Source organism: Streptomyces sp. NPDC048664 (assembly GCF_040650555.1).
Taxonomy (GTDB): Bacteria; Actinomycetota; Actinomycetes; order Streptomycetales; family Streptomycetaceae; genus Streptomyces.
Map to the genome: position 1 here is coordinate 17703 of NZ_JBEZHK010000003.1, position 19418 is coordinate 37120.

At 72.4% G+C, this 19418-nt stretch carries 16 protein-coding genes; 1 reads left to right on the top strand and 15 read right to left on the bottom strand.

Annotated elements, in window-relative coordinates:
- Positions 1-81: 81 nt before the first annotated feature.
- Positions 82-1491 carry a transcription antitermination factor NusB gene (locus tag AB0C59_RS03735; RefSeq protein ID WP_363000664.1) on the bottom strand — a complete coding sequence of 470 codons (1410 nt, stop codon included), beginning with the start codon at positions 1489-1491 and terminating at the stop codon, positions 82-84.
- Positions 1492-1566: 75 nt separating this feature from the next.
- Positions 1567-2499 carry a methionyl-tRNA formyltransferase gene (fmt, locus tag AB0C59_RS03740; RefSeq protein WP_363000666.1) on the bottom strand — a complete coding sequence of 311 codons (933 nt, stop codon included), beginning with the start codon at positions 2497-2499 and terminating at the stop codon, positions 1567-1569.
- Positions 2500-2744: 245 nt separating this feature from the next.
- Here fmt and AB0C59_RS03745 point away from each other — a divergent pair, with 245 nt between their 5' ends.
- Positions 2745-3251, top strand: a complete 507-nt coding sequence (locus tag AB0C59_RS03745; protein WP_363000668.1) for a hypothetical protein — start codon at positions 2745-2747, stop codon at positions 3249-3251.
- 255 nt (positions 3252-3506) lie between these two features.
- Here the strand turns inward: AB0C59_RS03745 and AB0C59_RS03750 are convergent, their stop codons facing one another.
- The 13 genes from AB0C59_RS03750 to AB0C59_RS03810 form a co-directional block, all read right to left on the bottom strand.
- Positions 3507-5639: a primosomal protein N' gene (locus AB0C59_RS03750; RefSeq protein WP_363000670.1), complete on the bottom strand. Its 2133-nt coding sequence runs from the start codon at positions 5637-5639 to the stop codon at positions 3507-3509.
- A 114-nt stretch (positions 5640-5753) separates the two neighbouring features.
- Positions 5754-6962, bottom strand: a complete 1209-nt coding sequence (gene metK / locus AB0C59_RS03755) for a methionine adenosyltransferase (protein ID WP_363000672.1) — start codon at positions 6960-6962, stop codon at positions 5754-5756.
- 240 nt (positions 6963-7202) lie between these two features.
- Positions 7203-8405: a bifunctional phosphopantothenoylcysteine decarboxylase/phosphopantothenate--cysteine ligase CoaBC gene (coaBC, locus tag AB0C59_RS03760; protein WP_363000674.1), complete on the bottom strand. Its 1203-nt coding sequence runs from the start codon at positions 8403-8405 to the stop codon at positions 7203-7205.
- Between the two features lie 130 nt (positions 8406-8535).
- On the bottom strand, positions 8536-8808 hold the full coding sequence (gene rpoZ / locus AB0C59_RS03765; protein WP_003970369.1) for a DNA-directed RNA polymerase subunit omega: 273 nt from the start codon (positions 8806-8808) through the stop codon (positions 8536-8538).
- A gap of 52 nt (positions 8809-8860) precedes the next feature.
- Positions 8861-9418 (bottom strand): guanylate kinase, encoded by a 558-nt coding sequence (gmk, locus tag AB0C59_RS03770; protein WP_363000676.1) that lies wholly within the window; start codon positions 9416-9418, stop codon positions 8861-8863.
- A gap of 37 nt (positions 9419-9455) precedes the next feature.
- Positions 9456-9779, bottom strand: coding sequence for an integration host factor (locus AB0C59_RS03775; protein WP_363000678.1), 324 nt, complete (start codon positions 9777-9779; stop codon positions 9456-9458).
- Positions 9780-10048: 269 nt separating this feature from the next.
- Complete coding sequence (pyrF, locus tag AB0C59_RS03780) at positions 10049-10900, bottom strand: orotidine-5'-phosphate decarboxylase (protein WP_363000680.1); 852 nt, start codon at positions 10898-10900, stop codon at positions 10049-10051.
- Positions 10897-12003 carry a quinone-dependent dihydroorotate dehydrogenase gene (locus AB0C59_RS03785; RefSeq protein WP_363001240.1) on the bottom strand — a complete coding sequence of 369 codons (1107 nt, stop codon included), beginning with the start codon at positions 12001-12003 and terminating at the stop codon, positions 10897-10899. The genes pyrF and AB0C59_RS03785 overlap by 4 nt, the downstream gene beginning before the upstream one ends.
- 65 nt (positions 12004-12068) lie before the next feature.
- Positions 12069-15377 carry a carbamoyl-phosphate synthase large subunit gene (gene carB, locus AB0C59_RS03790; RefSeq protein ID WP_363000682.1) on the bottom strand — a complete coding sequence of 1103 codons (3309 nt, stop codon included), beginning with the start codon at positions 15375-15377 and terminating at the stop codon, positions 12069-12071.
- The gene (gene carA / locus AB0C59_RS03795; RefSeq protein ID WP_363000684.1) at positions 15370-16512 is read right to left on the bottom strand and encodes a glutamine-hydrolyzing carbamoyl-phosphate synthase small subunit; all 1143 of its coding nucleotides are present in this window, start codon (positions 16510-16512) and stop codon (positions 15370-15372) included. Before carA ends, carB begins: the two co-directional genes overlap by 8 nt.
- Positions 16509-17093, bottom strand: a complete 585-nt coding sequence (locus AB0C59_RS03800) for a hypothetical protein (RefSeq protein ID WP_363000686.1) — start codon at positions 17091-17093, stop codon at positions 16509-16511. Before AB0C59_RS03800 ends, carA begins: the two co-directional genes overlap by 4 nt.
- A complete protein-coding gene (locus AB0C59_RS03805; protein ID WP_363000688.1) occupies positions 17090-18376 on the bottom strand; it encodes a dihydroorotase in 1287 nt (428 codons plus the stop codon). Before AB0C59_RS03805 ends, AB0C59_RS03800 begins: the two co-directional genes overlap by 4 nt.
- Positions 18377-18381: 5 nt before the next feature.
- Positions 18382-19362 (bottom strand): aspartate carbamoyltransferase catalytic subunit, encoded by a 981-nt coding sequence (locus AB0C59_RS03810; RefSeq protein ID WP_363000690.1) that lies wholly within the window; start codon positions 19360-19362, stop codon positions 18382-18384.
- Positions 19363-19418: the final 56 nt, after the last annotated feature.

Genomic DNA, 19418 nt, shown 5'->3' on the forward strand with positions numbered 1-19418 from the left:
GGGACCGACTCCGGGGCGCACGGGCGCCCACAGGCCGCCCCGCGGCATTCTCGAGCCGGGCTTCGGGGCCCGTCGGACGGGTCAGGACGTGCGGCGCAGCAAGGCCAGGTACATCGCGTCGGTGCCGTGCAGATGGGGCCACAGCTGGACGTCGGGGCCCTCGCCGAGCGCCGGGACGCCGGGGAGCAGGGGCCGGGCGTCCAGGAGCTCGGCTCCGGGAGCCTCCTTGAGGACGTCGGCGACCACGGCCCGCGTCTCCGCCAGATGCGGCGAGCAGGTGGCGTAGCCGACGACGCCGCCGACCCGCGCGGAGTCGAGGGCCGTGCGCAGCAGCGCGCGCTGGAGCGGCGCGAAGCCGTCCAGGTCCTCGGGGCGGCGCCGCCAGCGGGCCTCGGGCCGGCGGCGCAGCGCACCGAGACCGGTGCAGGGCACGTCCACCAGGACCCGGTCGAAGCTGCCGGGCCGCCACGGCGGGCGGGTACCGTCGGCGGCGATGACCTGGTAGGGGCCCGGGTTCCCGTCGAGCGCCTTCGCCACCAGGCCGGCACGGTGCGGCTGCTTCTCGGAGGCCAGCAGCACCGCCCCGCGCTCCGCGGCGAGCGCCGCCAGCAGGGCCGCCTTGCCGCCGGGTCCCGCGCAGCCGTCGAGCCACTTCTCGTCGGGGCCCGTGAGGGGCGCGTTCGCGAGGGCCAGCGCGACGAGCTGACTGCCCTCGTCCTGGACGCCCGCGCGGCCCTCGCGCACGGCGTCGACGGCACCGGGCTCGCCGCCCTCGGTGAGCCGGACCGCGTACGGGGACCAGCGCCCCGGCATCGCGGCCTCCTCGCGCAGCAGTTCCTCGGTGCCCGCGCGGCCGGGACGCGCGACGAGCGTCACCTCGGGCCGCTCGTTGTCCGCCTCCAGCAGGTCCTCGATGCCCGCGCGGGGGCCGCCCAGGGAGTCCCACAGGGCGGAGACCACCCAGCGCGGGTGCGAGTGCACCACGGCCAGATGCTCCTCGGGGTCCTCGTCGTACGGCGGCGCCACCCGCCCCAGCCAGCCGTCGAGGTCGTCCTGCGCGACCTTGCGCAGCACGGCGTTGACGAACTTGGCCCGTCCGTCGCCGAGCACGACCCGGGCCAGCTCGACGGTGGCGGACACCGCCGCGTGGGAGGGGATACGGGTGCCGAGCAGCTGGTGGACGCCCAGGTTCAGCACGTCGAGGACGGGCGGGTCGACCTCGCGCAGCGGCCGGTCCACACAGGACGCGACGATCGCGTCGTACGTCCCCTGCAGGCGCAGCGTGCCGTAGACCAGCTCCGTGGCGAGCGCCGCGTCACGCCCGTCGAAGTCGCCCTTCTCCCGCGCCTTGCGCAGCAGGGGCGGCAGAACGAGGTTCGCGTACGCGTCCCGTTCGTCGACGGCCCTGAGGGCCTCGAAGGCGAGGATACGGACGGGGTCCTTCTGGGGCCTGCGGTACGGCTTGCCGGGACGACGGCGCTGGTCGCTCACGAAAAATGTGCTCCGGGTGTGGGATGACGTGCGCCCTCAAGCGTACGTCCCTGGCTGTCGGGCGGGCCGGGGAGGTCAGCCGCCCAGGTTCTCCCCGGCGGCGATCCGCACCCCGCGCGCCCAGTCCGCGGCCCGCATCGGCTTCTTGCCCTGGGCCTGCACCCACAGCAGCTCGACCGCGTAGGAGCCGGTGCCGGCGTACACGTTGTTCTTGCCGACCGCCAGCTGCCCGGGGGCGAGGTCGGTCCGGTCGGGCACCGGCACCGCCTGGATCAGCTTGAGGCGCTCACCGCGGAAGGCGGTCCAGGCGCCGGGCGCGGGGGTGCAGGCGCGCACCATGCGGTCGACGCGCAGGGCGGGCGCCGACCAGTCGACGTGCGCGTCCTCCACGTTGATCTTCGGCGCGAGGGTGACGCCCTCGGCGGGCTGGGGCACGGCTTTCAGGCTGCCGTCCTCGATGCCGTCCATGGTCGCCTCCAGCAGGCCCGCGCCGGCGAAGGCGAGGCGGGTGAGCAGGTCGCCGCTGGTGTCGGTGGGACGGATCTCCTCGGTGACCGTGCCGTAGACCGGGCCGGAGTCGAGCCCCTCCTCGATGAGGAAGGTCGAGGCTCCGGTGATCTCGTCGCCCGCCAGCAGCGAGTGCTGCACGGGGGCGGCGCCGCGCCAGGCGGGCAGCAGGGAGAAGTGGAGGTTGACCCAGCCGTGCGCGGGCACGTCGAGGGCCACCCGCGGCAGGAGCGCGCCGTAGGCGACGACGGGGCAGCAGTCGGGCGCGATCTCCCGCAGCCGGGCGAGGAAGTCCTCGTCCCGGGGCCTGGTCGGCCTGAGGATCTCGATGCCCGCCTCCGCCGCCCGCTCGGCCACGGGGCTGGCGACCAGCCTGCGCCCGCGTCCCGCCGGAGCGTCGGGCCGGGTGACGACGGCGGCCACCTCGTGCCGCTCGGACGCGATCAGGGCGTCCAGGGCGGGGACAGCGACCTCGGGGGTACCTGCGAAGACGAGCCTCATGGGTGGTTGACGGCCTCTCGGGGCGGGAACTCTGACGGACCCGCACCTCGCGGCTGACGCCGGTTCGGTGGGGCGGCGCACCAGTCTATGAGGGCTGAGGGGAGACGGGGGCGTACGGCATATGCCCTTGCGCCCCCGCACCGTGACCCCAGACCCAAAAGCGCGTTGGTCAAGAAAGAGTTGACCGCACAACGGGCCGCGACGGCGGTCCGATCCTTCGCAACGCCGGTTCGAGAGGCTTGTTCATGGCCGACCACGCAACCCACGACGCCCAGGCCCGGGCGAGCCTGCACTTGCTGGTGCGGGACATCGAGCGGGTCCGCCGGCAGGTGGACGCACTGCGCACCCTCACCGCCCAGTTGGGCAACGTCTACCGTCCGCGCCGCTCCGGTCCGTCCACGGGGTTCGTCGTCTACGGACGTGCTCCCGCCCCGACCGTCCGTCTCGCCCAGGAGCTGCGGGACAGCGTCGAGACGCTCGTGACGGCCGCCGTGGACTTCGACCGTTCGCTCGGCTTCTCCTGGGACGCGGTGGGCTCGGCGCTCGGGGTCACCAAGCAGGCGGTGCACCGGCGTTACGGCGCCCGTCGCGCGGTCACGCCGCCCCCCGCGGAGGCCGACCGGGCCCCCGAACCCGCGGGGCCCCGCGCCCTCAACGTGAGCGCGGGGCTGCCCACGGTGCCGGCGGCCCGTGCCATGCCCACCCAGCCCTCGACCACCCCGGCCCCCTTCCCCGGCCCGCGGAACGGCTGACGCCGGACCACTGCCTCCTGGTCCGCGTCACGTCCGCGGGTCCGTCGTGGTCGCTCGCGCGGTTCCCCGCGCCCCTCGATGAGCGCGCGCAACGTGCTCGCCAGGGGCGCGGGGAACCGCGCGACCAGCCCCCACCGACCCACACCTCACGACGCGCGGAAACCACCCCCGAAGGGGCGCGGGGAACCGCGCAGACCTCCCACTCACCCGCATCCCACCCGCAACGGACCAACCCGAAGGGGGCGCCCGGGAGCGTCAGCCGATGTCCGGCGGGTCGACCCGGACCCGCACGGCCTCCCGGCCCCCCCGCGCCAGCCGTTCGGCCACCCCCGCCTTCAACACCGCGGCGAGCGCCGCCCCACTGCCCGGCGGCACCCGCACCAGCGCCCGCTCCCCCGGCGGCGAGCCGACCGGCGCGGAGCCGGGGGCCGCGGGAACCTCCACCGGTCCCAGCACCTGGGCGTCCGCGGGCAGCCGAACCCCGGCGAGGAAGTCCGTCACCGCCCCGACCGGCCCGGTCACCGCCGCCATCCGGGACACCGGCGGAAACCCCAGCTCGGCCCGCTCGGACAGCTCCCGCACCGCGTGCCCGACGGGGTCCCACCGCACCAGCGCCTGCACCGGCCGCAGGGTGGGATCGGCGACGACCACGACGGTCCCCCCGGCTCCCTGCGGTCGCACCAGCGCACCCGCGCCGATCCACCGCCGCAGAGCCTCCTCCCCCGCCCGCAGATCCGGCCGCCCCAGCATGGCCCACGCGTCCAGCAGCACGGCCGCCGCGTACCCGCCCTCGGCGACCGGCTCGGCGCCCGGGGTGCTGACGACCAGGGCGGGCGTGCCCGGCACCGTGTCCAGCACCTGCTCCCGCCCGGACGTGCGCACCGGCACCGACGCGAACGCCCGGCCCAGCTCCTCGGCGGTACGCCGCGCCCCCACGACCTGCGCACGCAGCCGGAACGCCCCGCACTCGGGGCAGTGCCAGGCGCTCTCCATCCGCCCGCACCAGCCGCAGCACAGATCCCCCGCCTCCCGCGCGGCCAACGGCCCCGCGCAGTGCCGGCAGCGTGCGGGGGCGCGGCAGTTCCCGCAGGCCAGGCGGGGCACATAGCCCCGCCGGGGCACCTGCACCAGCACGGGTCCCCGCCGCAGTCCCTCGCGTATGACCTCCCAGGCGAGCGTCGGCAGGCGGGCCGCCCGCGCGGCCTCGTCGCGCGCGAGATCCCCGTCGCCCACGGTCCGCACCAGTGGCGCGGTGGCCCGCACCTGCTCGCGGTCGGCCACCAGGGGCGCGGCCCATCCGCTCTCCACGAGCTGGGCGGCCTCGACGGTGCAGCCGCGGCTGCCCAGCAGGAACGCGCACTGGTCGCGTGCGGCGCGCAGCTCCAGCACCTCACGGACGTGCGGGAAGGGGGCGTTGTCGTCGCTGTGGCTGCTGTCCCCGTCGTCCCAGACGACGACGAGCCCGAGGTCGCGCACCGGCGCGAACATGGCGGCCCGCGTGCCGACGACGGCCCGCACCGCTCCCCGGCGCACGGCGAGCCATTCCCGGTAGCGCCGCTCCTGCCCGGCGTCGGCGGTGAGGAGCGCGTGCAGGCCCTCGCCCATCAGGTCCTTGAGCGCCGCGTCGACGCGCGCGGCGGGCCGTCCGGCGGGCACGACGACCAGGGCACCGCGCCCCGAGGCGAGCGTGGCCTGCACGGCCCGGGCGATCTCCTCGGCCCACTCGGGGCCGGGCAGGGCGGTCCACACGGCCCGGGGGGCGCCGCCCGAGGCCAGGGACCGCAGAAACCGGGGCCCTCTGCCGTAGCGCTGCCAGGGGCCGGGAGCGGGGGCGGCGGGCGGTGGGGGTGGGGGCCCCGTCTCGGCGGCCTCGGCCCGGGCGTGGCGCGGGGGGACGGCGAGCTGGAGCACGTCGGCGAGGCTGCCCGCGTAGCGGTCGGCGACGGCCCGGGCGAGTTCGAGCAGGTCCGGCGTCAGGACGGGCTCCGGTGACACGACCTGGGCCAGGGCCGCGAGGGGCCCGGTGTACTCCGACTCGGCGACCCGTTCGACGAGGAACCCGTCGATGAGTTTCCCGCCCTCGCGCCGCCCCTCGCGCACCGTGCGTCCCCCGGCGCCGAAGCGGACCCGCACCCTCACCCCGGGCTGGGCCGCCGCGTCGAGCTCCTTGGGCACGGCGTAGTCGAAGTACCGGTCCAGGTGCAGGACACCCTTGTCGACCAGCACACGGGCGACCGGCAGCCGCTCGGCGAGTTCGGCCCCGCGCCAGGTCCGAGGCTTGGCCCGGGGTTCCTTGGCCTTGCGCACGGCCTCACGGATCAGCGCAAGCTGCTCGGGCGGTGCGGCCTTGGACCCGCCCGCCGACTGCTGACCGTTCCCGCTGCTCACGCCTGCATTCTTACCAAACGCCACTGACACCGGCCCGGGCGCCGGGTGGCACCGAGGCCCGGCACCCCCGTGACGGGGGTGCCGGGCCTCGTGGGACAAGGCGTGTGGCAGGGCCTACAGCCCGACCGCCGCGCGCAGCGCGTCCACGCGGTCCGTGCGCTCCCAGGTGAAGTCGGGGAGCTCACGGCCGAAGTGGCCGTACGCCGCGGTCTGGGAGTAGATCGGGCGCAGCAGGTCGAGATCGCGGATGATCGCGGCCGGACGCAGGTCGAAGACCTGGTCGATCGCCTTCTCGATCTTCTCGTTCTCGACCTTGTTGGTGCCGAAGGTCTCCACGAACAGGCCGACCGGCTCGGCCTTGCCGATCGCGTACGCGACCTGGACCTCGCAGCGGGAGGCGAGCCCGGCCGCGACCACGTTCTTCGCGACCCAGCGCATCGCGTACGCCGCGGAGCGGTCCACCTTGGACGGGTCCTTGCCGGAGAAGGCGCCGCCGCCGTGGCGGGCCATGCCGCCGTACGTGTCGATGATGATCTTCCGGCCGGTGAGGCCCGCGTCGCCCATCGGGCCGCCGATCTCGAAGCGGCCGGTGGGGTTGACCAGGAGGCGGTAGCCGTCCGTCTCCAGCTTGATGCCCTCGTCCAGCAGGGCCTTCAGCTCCGGCTCCACCACGAACTCGCGGATGTCGGGCGCCAGCAGCGACTCCAGGTCGATGTCGCTCGCGTGCTGGGAGGAGACCACGACGGTGTCCAGGCGGACCGCCTTGTCACCGTCGTACTCGATGGTGACCTGGGTCTTGCCGTCCGGGCGCAGGTAGGGGATGGTGCCGTTCTTGCGGACGTCGGACAGGCGCTTGGACAGACGGTGCGCGAGGAAGATCGGCAGCGGCATCAGCGTCGGCGTCTCGTCCGAGGCGTAGCCGAACATCAGGCCCTGGTCGCCGGCGCCCTGGCGGTCCAGCTCGTCCTCGTCGCCCTCCACACGGTTCTCGTACGCCGTGTCCACACCCTGCGCGATGTCCGGGGACTGGGCACCGATCGAGACCGAGACCCCGCAGGACGCGCCGTCGAACCCCTTCTTCGAGGAGTCGTAGCCGATCTCGAGGATCTTGCTGCGGACGAGGGTCGCGATGTCCGCGTAGGTCTTGGTGGTGACCTCTCCGGCCACATGCACCAGGCCGGTGGTGATCAGCGTCTCGACGGCGACGCGGGACGAGGGGTCCTCACGCAGAAGCGCGTCGAGAATCGTGTCGCTGATCTGGTCAGCGATCTTGTCGGGGTGGCCCTCGGTCACGGACTCCGAGGTGAACAGGCGACGGGACACAACGCTCCCTGTGGTTGCAGCGGCTGCTGTCTGATCATGGGCGGACGGGACGGGGGCTGCGCCCGGCGTCGTCCGAGAAACAGTTTATCGGTCGCGCTCGACCGCCGGGGAAGGCGTCTCGCTTCGCGAGAGCGCTGTGACCTGCGGCACGGGCATTCTGCCCAATGGCGTGCACTCTTTTCCAGGGTCGCCACGCGCGAATGTGCACGCGGCGCGCGCCCAGTCGTACGAAGAGACCTTTCAGGCCAGGCGGCCGGCGACCAGGTCCCACACGGTTTCGGCCAGCGCCTCCTTGGGGCCGTGGGGCACGGCGGTCTCCGTGCCGTCGGCACCCAGGACGACCGCCTCGTTCTCCTCGGAGCCGAAGGTCCTGCGCTCCCCCACCTCGTTCACGACGAGCAGGTCGCATCCCTTGCGTGCCAGCTTGGCACGGCCGTTGACCAGCACGTCGTCCGTCTCCGCGGCGAAGCCGACCACCACCTGGCCGGGCCGGGCGCGGTCGGCCGAGAGCTCCGCGAGAATGTCTGGATTTCGGACCAGGGCGACGGGCTCCGGCTCCTGGCCGTCCTTCTTCTTGATCTTCCCCGACGCGTACACCGCCGGGCGGAAGTCGGCGACCGCCGCGGCCATGACCACGGCGTCCGCGTCGGCGGCCGCCTTGAGCACCGCCTCGCGCAGCTGGACGGCGGTCCCGACCTGGACGACGTCCACCCCGGCGGGGTCCGGCAGGCTCGTGTTCGCGGCGATCAGGGTCACCCGGGCGCCGCGGGCCACGGCGGTGCGGGCGAGGGCGTATCCCTGCTTGCCGGAGGAGCGGTTGCCGAGGAAGCGGACGGGGTCGAGGGGCTCCCGGGTGCCGCCCGCGCTGACCACCACGTGGTGTCCGGAAAGGTCCGGCTCGCGCACGCCCCGGGCCAGCACCCCGCGGCAGACGTCGAAGATCTCCGCGGGGTCGGGCAGCCGGCCCTTGCCGGTGTCCACACCGGTCAGCCGGCCCACGGCCGGTTCGATCACGACGGCACCACGGCGTCTGAGGGTCGCCACGTTCTCCTGGGTGGCCGGGTGCTCCCACATCTCCGTGTGCATCGCCGGGGCGAAGACGACGGGGCACCGCGCGGTGAGCAGGGTGTTGGTGAGCAGGTCGTCGGCGAGGCCGTGGGCCGCCTTGGCGAGCAGGTCGGCCGTCGCCGGGGCCACGACCACCAGATCGGCGTGCTGGCCGATCCGCACGTGCGGGACCTCGTGGACGTCGTCCCAGACCTCGGTGGAGACGGGGTGGCCGGACAGGGCGGACCAGGTGGCGGCGCCCACGAAGTGCAGCGCGGAGGCGGTCGGCACCACACGGACGTCGTGTCCGGACTCGCTGAGCCTGCGCAACAGCTCACACGCCTTGTACGCGGCGATCCCGCCGCCGACTCCCAGAACGACCTTCGGCTTGCCCACCGGGCCTCCCCGCACTCGACAATCCCTGTTCCCAGCAGACCACAGGCCCGGCAGCTGTCGCTGCCGGGCCTGTGGACAAAACCATTGCGGTCCGCGGATACGACTTACTCCACCGACCCGCTCGCCTGACCTACTGCGCGGGGCCCTCGATGGCCTCGGAGGTCAGCAGGCCCGCGTTGATCTCACGCAGGGCGATCGAGAGCGGCTTCTCGTGGACGTGGGTGTCGACGAGGGGACCGACGTACTCGAGCAGGCCCTCGCCGAGCTGCGAGTAGTACGCGTTGATCTGGCGGGCACGCTTGGCCGCGTAGATCACGAGGCTGTACTTCGAGTCGGTGGCCTCAAGGAGCTCATCGATCGGCGGGTTGATGATGCCCTCGGGCGTGGTGATGGAAGAGGACACGCTCTACCTTCCGAAGATGGGAAAAAGATCAGACCTGATCACACAATCCTGATCACACAACGTTCATCAAGGCTAGCAGCTCGCGGGCCACGTCCTCGACCGAGGTGTTGACCAGGGTCTCGTCGAACTCGGGCTCGGCCGCCAGCTCGATCTTGGCCGCCTGGAGACGGCGCTCGATCACCTCGGGCGGCTCGGTGCCCCGTCCGGTGAGTCTGCGCACGAGCTCCTCCCAGGAGGGGGGAGCCAGGAACACCAGCTGGGCCTCCGCCATGGACTCGCGGACCTGCCGGGCGCCCTGGAGGTCGATCTCCAGCAGCACCGGCACACCCGACTCCAGGTGCTCCAGCACCGCGGCCCGCGGGGTGCCGTAGCGGTTGCCGGCGAACTCGGCCCATTCGAGAAGCTCGCCGTTGGCGATCAGCTTGTCCATCTCGTCGTCGGTGACGAAGAAGTAGTGGACTCCGTGCTTCTCGCCGGGGCGGGGCTTACGGGTCGTCGCCGACACCGAGAGCCAGACCTCGGGGTGTTTCTTGCGCATATGGGCGACGACCGTGCTCTTACCGACCCCGGAGGGGCCGGAGAGCACGGTCAGCCGCGGACGTTCACTCATGCGGCGATTATTCCAGTAATCCCGGAGTGCCCAGGACTCAGCCGGCGGCGCCACCGAACTCGCGCTCCAGGGAGGCGATCTGGTTGGTGCCGAGGCCGCGCACGCGGCGGCTCTCGGAGATGCCGAGCCGCTCCATGATCTGCTTGGCGCGGACCTTGCCGACGCCCGGCAGGGACTCCAGGAGGGCGGAGACCTTCATCTTGCCGATGACGTCGTTCTCCTGCCCCTGCTTGATCACCTCGTGCAGGGAGGCGCCGGAGTGCTTGAGTCGATTCTTGACCTCGGCCCGCTCCCGGCGAGCCGCGGCGGCCTTTTCGAGCGCGGCTGCGCGCTGTTCAGGGGTAAGGGGCGGAAGAGCCACGCCTACGTCACCTCGGATGTCGAACTGATCGGATACGGACCGGTGAGGAACCTAGTCGCCCCACACCTGGGGAGCCACGAGCAACACGCTCGCCCGTTGACTCTCGTCGGAGACTAGCGGTCAAGTGCGCCTGAGTCAGCGAGAACAGCGGAAAAGTCCTGGTCAGCCTCCGTCGAGACGGACTTTTAGGACATATCGGTCCGGATTTGAGGCTGTAATGAGACGCGAGCCACCCGCACCGCGCCCGCGCGGGCCCTCGCGGGGCCCGGTCACGGGGTCGCGTCGCCCGCCACGGCGGCCCGGATCTCCCGCGCGAAGCGTTCCGCCGCGTCACGCAGCGCCACGACGTCGGGGCCGTGACGCAGCACACCCCGGCTCACGTTGGGCACCACGTTGCGCGCGGCCGACCCGAAGACCGTCGGCAGATCGGCCGCGGTGGCGCCCTGGGCGCCGATTCCGGGCGCGAGCAGCGGCCCGTTGACGTCCAGGTCGTACGACGACAGATCGCCGAGCGTGGCGCCCACGACCGCCCCGAAGGACCCCAGAGCCTCCTCGCCGGCGTTCTCGGCCGCCAGGTGGGCGAGCATCGTCGCCCCCACGTTCCGTCCGTCTGGCCGCAGCGCGTGCTGCACCTCGCCGCCCTCGGGGTTCGAGGTCAGGGCGAGGACGAAGAGTCCGGTGCCGCTCTGCCGCGCCAGGTCCACGGCGGGCTTCAGGGAGCCGTAGCCGAGGTACGGGGAGACGGTGAGCGCGTCGGAGAACAGCGGGGAGTCCTCGTGCAGGAAGGACTCGGCGTAGGCGGCCATGGTGGAGCCGATGTCGCCGCGCTTGGCGTCCATGACCACCAGCGCCCCGGCCGCCCGCGCCTCGCCGACGGTCTTCTCCAGGACGGCCAGGCCGCGCGAGCCGAAGCGCTCGAAGAAGGCGCTCTGCGGCTTGAGGACGGCGACCCGCTCGGCCATGGCCTCCACCACGGTGCGGCTGAACCGCTCCAGGCCCGCGATGTCGTCGCTGAGGCCCCAGGCGGTGAGCAGGGAGGCGTGCGGGTCGATGCCGACGCACAGCGGACCCCGCTCGTCCATCGCCCGGCGAAGGCGCGCGCCGAAGGGTTCCAGGGTCATGCGGGCTTCCTCACATCGGCGCCGACCGCGTCGGCGAGGGTGGCGTACGGGCTGGTGCGCAGGCGCGCCGCGAGGCCCTTGTGGACGGCGCGGGCCCACAGGGGGCCCTCGTAGATGAACGCGCTGTAGCCCTGGACCAGCGTGGCGCCGGCCAGGATGCGCTGCCAGGCGTCCTCGGCGTCCTCGATGCCGCCGACGCCCACCAGGGTGATGCGGTCGCCCACGCGCGCGTAGAGGCGGCGCAGCACCTGCAGCGAGCGTTCCTTGAGCGGCGCGCCCGACAGGCCGCCGGTCTCCTGCGTCAGCGCGGGCGCGGACCTCAGGCCGAGGCTGTCGCGCGCGATGGTGGTGTTGGTGGCGATGATCCCGTCCAGGCCGAGTTCCACGGCGAGGTCGGCGACGGCGTCGACGTCCTCGTCGGCGAGGTCGGGGGCGATCTTCACCAGAAGCGGCACGCGGCGGCCCGTGACCGTCCGGTCGGCGGCCTCGCGCACCGCGCCGAGCAGGGGCCGCAGGGCCTCGGTCGCCTGGAGACTGCGCAGCCCCGGGGTGTTCGGGGAGGAGACGTTGACCACCAGGTAGTCGGCGTGCGGTGCGAGCCGCTCGGCCGACTTCACGTAGTCGGCGGCGGCCTCCGCCTCGGGGACGACCTTGGTCTTGCCGATGTTGACGCCGACGGTCGTCCGGAAGACCTCCCTGCGCGCGGCGAGGCGTGCCGCGACGGCCAGGGAGCCGTCGTTGTTGAAGCCCATGCGGTTGATCAGCGCCCGGTCCGCGACCAGGCGGAACAGCCGCTTCCTGGGGTTGCCGGGCTGCGGCTCGCCCGTCACCGTGCCGATCTCGACGTGGTCGAAGCCCAGCATCGACATGCCGTCGATCGCGACCGCGTTCTTGTCGAAGCCGGCCGCGAGCCCGAACGGGCCGTGCATCCGCAGGCCGAACGCCTCCGTACGCAGTTCCTTGTGGCGCGGCGCGAGGACCGCGGCGACGAAGGTGCGCAGCACGGGGACCCGGACGGCGAGGCGGATCCAGCGGAAGGCGAGGTGGTGCGCCTGCTCCGGGTCCATCCGCCGGAAGACCAGGCGGAAGAAGATCTTGTACATCGTGGGTGTCCTCATGCCCTCATGAAGAGGGGGACACCGTTTCCGGTGTCCCCCTCGGGGCGTTGCTAGTCGCGGGCCGCGGTCAGGTGTTCGGCGTGTTCCTGGAGGGAGCGGACGCCCACGTCGCCGTGGTTGAGGGCGTCGATGCCCTGGACGGCCGCGGCGAGGGCCTGGACCGTGGTCAGGCAGGGCACGGCGCGGGCCACGGCCGCGGTGCGGATGTCGTAGCCGTCGAGCCGGCCGCCGGTGCCGTACGGCGTGTTGACGATCAGGTCGACGTCGCCGTCGTGGATGAGCTGGACGATGGTCCGCTCGCCGTTCGGGCCGGTCCCCTCGGACTGCTTGCGCACCACGGTGGCGTGGATGCCGTTGCGCTTGAGCACCTCGGCGGTGCCCGAGGTGGCGAGCAGTTCGAAGCCGTGGGCGACCAGTTCGCGCGCCGGGAAGATCATCGACCGCTTGTCCCGGTTGGCCACCGAGATGAAGGCGCGGCCCTTGGTCGGCAGCGGTCCGTAGGCCCCCGCCTGCGACTTGGCGTAGGCGGTGCCGAAGACGGAGTCGATGCCCATGACCTCGCCGGTGGAGCGCATCTCCGGGCCGAGGATCGTGTCCACGCCGCGTCCGTGGATGTCGCGGAACCGGGACCACGGCATCACGGCCTCCTTGACGGAGATCGGCGCGTCGAGCGGCAGTTCGCCGCCGTCGCCGTGCGCGGGCAGCAGTCCCTCGGCGCGCAGCTCCGCGATGGTCGCGCCCAGCGAGATCCGGGCGGCGGCCTTGGCGAGCGGCACGGCGGTCGCCTTCGAGGTGAAGGGGACGGTCCGGGAGGCGCGCGGGTTGGCCTCCAGGACGTAGAGGATGTCACCCGCCATCGCGAACTGGATGTTGATCAGACCGCGGACGCCGACCCCGCGTGCGATGGCCTCGGTCGAGGCGCGCAGCCGCTTGACGTCGTGCCCGCCCAGGGTGATCGGGGGCAGGGCGCAGGCGGAGTCGCCGGAGTGGATCCCGGCCTCCTCGATGTGCTCCATGACGCCGCCGAGGTAGAGCTCCCGGCCGTCGTAGAGCGCGTCGACGTCGATCTCGATCGCGTCGTCGAGGAAGCGGTCCACGAGCACCGGCCGCGAGGGGCTGATCTCGGTGGACTCGGCGATGTAGGCGGCCAGCCGGGTCTCGTCGTAGACGATCTCCATGCCCCGCCCGCCGAGCACGTACGAGGGCCGGACGAGGACGGGGTAGCCGATCTCGTCGGCGATGGCCTTGGCCTCGGCGAAGGTCGTCGCGGTGCCGTGCTTGGGCGCGGGCAGACCGGCCTCGGCGAGCACGCGGCCGAACGCGCCGCGGTCCTCGGCGGCGTGGATCGCCTCCGGGGAGGTGCCCACGATCGGCACGCCGTTGTCCTTGAGCGCCTGCGACAGGCCCAGCGGGGTCTGGCCGCCGAGCTGGACCACGACGCCCGCGACCGGACCGGCCTGCTGCTCGGCGTGGACGATCTCCAGCACGTCCTCGAGGGTGAGCGGCTCGAAGTAGAGCCGGTCGGAGGTGTCGTAGTCGGTGGAGACGGTCTCGGGGTTGCAGTTGACCATCACGGTCTCGTAGCCCGCGTCGCTGAGCGCGAAGGAGGCGTGGACGCAGGAGTAGTCGAACTCGATGCCCTGGCCGATCCGGTTGGGTCCCGAGCCCAGGATGATCACCGCGGGCTTGGTGCGGGGCGCGACCTCGGTCTCCTCGTCGTAGGAGGAGTAGAAGTACGGCGTCCGCGCGGCGAACTCGGCGGCGCAGGTGTCGACCGTCTTGTAGACGGGGCGTACGCCGAGCGCGTGGCGCACCTCGCGCACGACGTCCTCGCGCAGCCCGCGGATCTCGGCGATCTGCTGGTCGGAGAAGCCGTGCCGCTTGGCCTCGGCGAGCAGCTCGGCGTTCAGGCGCTCGGCCGCCGCCAGTTCGTCCGCGATCTCCTTGAGCAGGAAGAGCTGGTCCACGAACCAGGGGTCGATCTTCGTGTACTCGAAGACCTCCTGCGGGGTGGCCCCGGCGCGGATGGCTCCCATGACGGTGTTGATCCGGCCGTCGGTCGGGCGGACGGACTCCTCCAGGAGCCGCGTCTTGTCACCCGGGTCGCCGACGAAGGTGAACTGGCTGCCCTTCTTCTCCAGGGAGCGCAGCGCCTTCTGGAAGGCCTCGGTGAAGTTGCGGCCGATGGCCATGGCCTCGCCGACGGACTTCATGGTCGTGGTCAGGGTGCTGTCGGCGGACGGGAACTTCTCGAACGCGAACCGCGGGGCCTTGACCACGACGTAGTCGAGGGTGGGCTCGAAGGAGGCGGGGGTCTCCTGCGTGATGTCGTTCGGGATCTCGTCCAGCGTGTAGCCGACGGCCAGCTTGGCGGCGATCTTCGCGATCGGGAAGCCGGTCGCCTTGGAGGCCAGGGCGGACGAGCGCGACACGCGCGGGTTCATCTCGATGACGATGACCCGGCCGTCCTCGGGGTTCACCGCGAACTGGATGTTGCAGCCGCCGGTGTCGACACCGACCTCGCGGATGACGGCGATGCCGACGTCGCGCAGGACCTGGTACTCGCGGTCGGTCAGCGTCATGGCCGGGGCGACGGTGATCGAGTCGCCGGTGTGCACGCCCATGGGGTCGAAGTTCTCGATGGAGCAGACGACCACGACGTTGTCGTTCTTGTCGCGCATCAGCTCCAGCTCGTACTCCTTCCAGCCGAGGATGGACTCCTCCAGGAGCACCTCGGTGGTCGGCGAGAGGGTCAGGCCCTGGCCGGCGATCCGGCGCAGCTCGTCCTCGTCGTGGGCGAAGCCGGATCCGGCGCCGCCCATGGTGAAGGAGGGGCGGACGACGACGGGGTAGCCGCCGAGCTCCTCGACGCCGGCCAGCACCTCGTCCATGGTGTGGCAGATCACGGACCGGGCGGACTCACCGTGCCCGATGCTGCGCCGGACGGCCCTCACGACCTCCTTGAAGCGGTCGCGGTCCTCGCCCTTGTGGATCGCCTCCACGTTGGCGCCGATCAGCTCGACGCCGTACTTCTCCAGGACGCCCGACTCGTGCAGGGAGATCGCCGTGTTGAGGGCCGTCTGGCCGCCCAGGGTGGGCAGCAGCACGTCCGGCCGCTCCTTGGCGATGATCTTCTCGACGAACTCCGGGGTGATCGGCTCGACGTAGGTGGCGTCGGCGATCTCGGGGTCGGTCATGATCGTCGCCGGGTTGGAGTTGACCAGGACGACCCGCAGGCCCTCGGCCCTCAGGACCCGGCACGCCTGGGTGCCGGAGTAGTCGAACTCGGCGGCCTGGCCGATGACGATCGGACCCGATCCGATGACCAGGACGGACTGGATATCGGTGCGCTTAGGCACGCTGGTCCTCCATCAGGGAGACGAAGCGGTCGAACAGGTAGGCGGCGTCGTGGGGACCCGCTGCCGCTTCGGGGTGGTACTGGACGCTGAAGGCGGGCCGGTCGAGCAACCGCAGGCCCTCCACCACGCTGTCGTTGAGGCAGACGTGGGAGACCTCGGCCCGGCCGTAGGGGGTGTCGGACACCTTGTCGAGCGGGGCGTCCACGGCGAAGCCGTGGTTGTGCGCGGTGACCTCGACCTTGCCGGTCGTGCGGTCCTGCACGGGCTGGTTGATGCCGCGGTGGCCGTACTTCAGCTTGTAGGTGCCGAACCCGAGGGCGCGGCCGAGGATCTGGTTGCCGAAGCAGATCCCGAACAGGGGGGTGCCGCGTTCCAGGACGGCCCGCATGACGGAGACCGGGTGGTCGGCGGTGGCCGGGTCACCCGGCCCGTTGGAGAAGAACACGCCGTCCGGGTTCACCGCGTACACGTCCTCGGTGCTCGCCGTGGCGGGCAGGACGTGCACCTCGATGCCGCGCTCGGCCATGCGGTGCGGGGTCATGCCCTTGATGCCGAGGTCGACGGCGGCGACGGTGAACTTCTTCTCGCCGATCGCGGGGACCACGTAGGCCTGCTCGGTGGCGACCTCCGCGGACAGGTCGGCGCCCTTCATCTCGGGGGCCTGGCGCACCTCGGCGAGCATGGTGCCCTCGTCGGGGAGCGCGGCGCCGGAGAAGATGCCGACGCGCATGGCGCCGCTCTCGCGCAGGTGGCGGGTGAGCGCCCGGGTGTCGATGCCGCTGATGCCGACGACACCCTGCCGGCGCAGTTCCTCGTCCAGCGAGCGCTTGGCGCGCCAGTTGGAGGGCACGCGCGCGGGGTCGCGCACGACGTAGCCCGCGACCCAGATGCGCTGGGACTCGGGGTCCTCGTCGTTGACGCCGGTGTTGCCGACGTGGGGGGCGGTCATCACGACGACCTGGCGGTGGTACGACGGGTCGGTGAGGGTCTCCTGGTAGCCGGTCATCCCGGTGGAGAACACGGCTTCGCCGAAGGTCACCCCCACGGCCCCGTAGGCACGGCCCCGGAAGATCCGGCCGTCCTCCAGGACGAGTACGGCGGGAACCCTGGAGGCTCCCCTGGTGGAGGTCGTCATCGTGCGCCTTCCGTCGTGTTGATCATCTGGTTCAGGGTGTCGACCCATTCGTTGTGCTCGGCCGCGTGGTCGGAGCGGAACCCGGAGTCGATCAGCTTGTCGCCCAGCTCCCAGGTGACGACCAGCAGACCGCCCTCGGTGAGGACCTTGCCCGCGATGCCCTTGTCGAGCCTGGCCTCGCGCAGCCGCGCCGCCGGGACGAAGAAGTCCCTCGCTCCGGGTCGTACGACGACCAGGCCCGCGTGAGTGAGGGTGAGCTCCACCCTGCTGCGGGTTCCCAGGCCGTGCGCCACGATGCGGTCCAGCCACTGCCCGGCGGTGGTGGAGCCGTGGTAGCGGCCGCTCATCGTCAGTGTGGCCTCGCCGGGCTCCGTCGGCGCGTCCGGCGGCTCGGGCAGGTCGCTCTGGAGGGTGCCGCGCCACTTCCAGCCCTCGCGCATCAGCCAGTAGACGAGCGCGACGAAGAGGACGATGCCCACGAGCCAGCCGATCCGGGCGGGCCAGTCGGTCACCGGGGCCGACTTCTCCGAGGCGGCGAGTACGGCTGTGTGCGCGGCAGCCGAGAGATCGATAAGTGTCACGTGAGCTTCCCGTCGACGAGCGTGGCCTTGCCCCGGAGCCAGGTGTGGGTGACACGGCCCGGCAGCTCACGGCCCTCGTACGGGGTGTTGCGGCTGCGCGAGGCGAAGCCCGCGGGGTCCACGGACCCACGGTATGCCGTGTCGACCAGCGTGAGGTTGGCGGGCTCGCCCGCCGAGACGGGGCGGCCGTGGCCGGCGGCGCGGCCGATCCGCGCGGGCTGGACGGACATGCGGTCGGCGACACCGGCCCAGTCGAGCAGCCCGGTGTCGACCATCGTCTCCTGGACGACGGACAGCGCGGTCTCCAGGCCGACCATGCCCATGGCGGCGGCGGCCCACTCGCAGTCCTTGTCCTCGTGCGGGTGCGGGGCGTGGTCGGTGGCGACGATGTCGATCGTGCCGTCGGCGAGCGCCTCGCGCAGCGCCCTCACGTCGCGCTCGGTGCGCAGCGGCGGGTTGACCTTGTAGACCGGGTCGTAGGAGCGCACCAGTTCGTCGGTGAGCAGGAGGTGGTGCGGGGTGACCTCGGCGGTCACGTCGATGCCGCGGGACTTGGCCCAGCGCACGATCTCGACGGACCCGGCGGTCGACAGATGGCAGATGTGCACCCGGGAGCCGACGTGCTCGGCGAGCAGCACGTCGCGCGCGATGATCGACTCCTCGGCGACGGCGGGCCAGCCGCCGAGGCCGAGCTCCGCGGAGACGACGCCCTCGTTCATCTGGGCGCCCTCGGTCAGCCGGGGCTCCTGGGCGTGCTGGGCGACCACTCCTCCGAACGCCTTCACGTACTCCAGCGCGCGGCGCATGATCACCGCGTCGTCCACGCACTTGCCGTCGTCGGAGAAGACGGTGACGCCCGCCGCGGACTCGTGCATGGCGCCGAGCTCGGCCAGCTTGCGCCCCTCCAGGCCCACGGTGACGGCGCCGATGGGCTGGACGTCGCAGTAGCCGTGCTCCCGGCCGAGCCGGTAGACCTGCTCGACCACACCGGCGGTGTCGGCGACCGGGAAGGTGTTGGCCATGGCGAACACGGCGGTGAAGCCGCCGCTCGCGGCGGCGCGGGTACCGGTCAGGACCGTCTCGGAGTCCTCGCGGCCGGGCTCGCGCAGATGGGTGTGCAGGTCGACGAGGCCCGGCAGCAGCACCTTGCCCGCGGCCTCGACGACCTCCGCGCCCTCGGCGGACAGTCCGGTGCCGACGGCCTCGATGGTCTCGCCGTCGATCAGGATGTCCTGAGGGTCGCCGCCGAGCACCCGCGCACCGCGGATCAGGGTCTTGCTCATGGTGGTCACTTCTCCTCGGTGGTACGGGCGGGGGTGAGGGCGGGCTCGTTGCCGCCGAGCAGCAGGTACAGGACGGCCATGCGGATCGACACGCCGTTCGCGACCTGCTCCACGGCGGTGCAGCGCGCTGAGTCGGCGACCTCGGCGGTGATCTCCATGCCGCGGACCATCGGGCCGGGGTGCATCACGATGGCGTCCTCGGGCATGCGCGCCATGCGGTCGCCGTCGAGTCCGTAGCGGCGCGAGTACTCGCGCTCGGTGGGGAAGAACGCGGCGTTCATGCGCTCGCGCTGGACGCGCAGCATCATCACCGCGTCGGACTTGGGCAGCGTGCTGTCGAGGTCGTAGGAGACCTCGCAGGGCCAGGCGCCGACACCGACGGGCAGCAGGGTCGGCGGGGCGACCAGGGTGACCTCGGCGCCGAGGGTGTGCAGCAGGTCGACGTTGGAGCGGGCGACCCGGCTGTGCAGGACGTCGCCGACGAGGGTGACGCGCTTGCCGGCGAGGTCGCGGCCCAGGCCGGTGTCCGGCCCGATCAGGCGGCGGCGCATGGTGAAGGCGTCGAGCAGGGCCTGGGTGGGGTGCTGGTGGGTGCCGTCGCCGGCGTTGATGACGGCGGCGTCGATCCAGCCGGAGGTGGCGAGGCGGTAGGGGGCGCCGGAGGCGCCGTGCCGGATGACGACGGCGTCGACGCCCATGGCCTCCAGGGTCTGGGCGGTGTCCTTGAGGGACTCGCCCTTGGAGACGCTGGAGCCCTTCGCGGTGAAGTTGATCACGTCCGCCGACAGCCGCTTCTCGGCGGCCTCGAAGGAGATCCGGGTCCGGGTGGAGTCCTCGAAGAAGAGGTTGACCACCGTGCGGCCGCGCAGGGTCGGCAGCTTCTTGATCGGCCGGTCCGCGACCCTGGCCATCTCCTCGGCGGTGTCGAGGATCAGGACGGCGTCGTCGCGGGTGAGGTCGGCGGCCGAGATGAGATGACGCTGCATCTTTCAGGCTCCGTAAGACAGTTCAATCGGGAGGTTCGGGAAGTTTCGGGCACGCG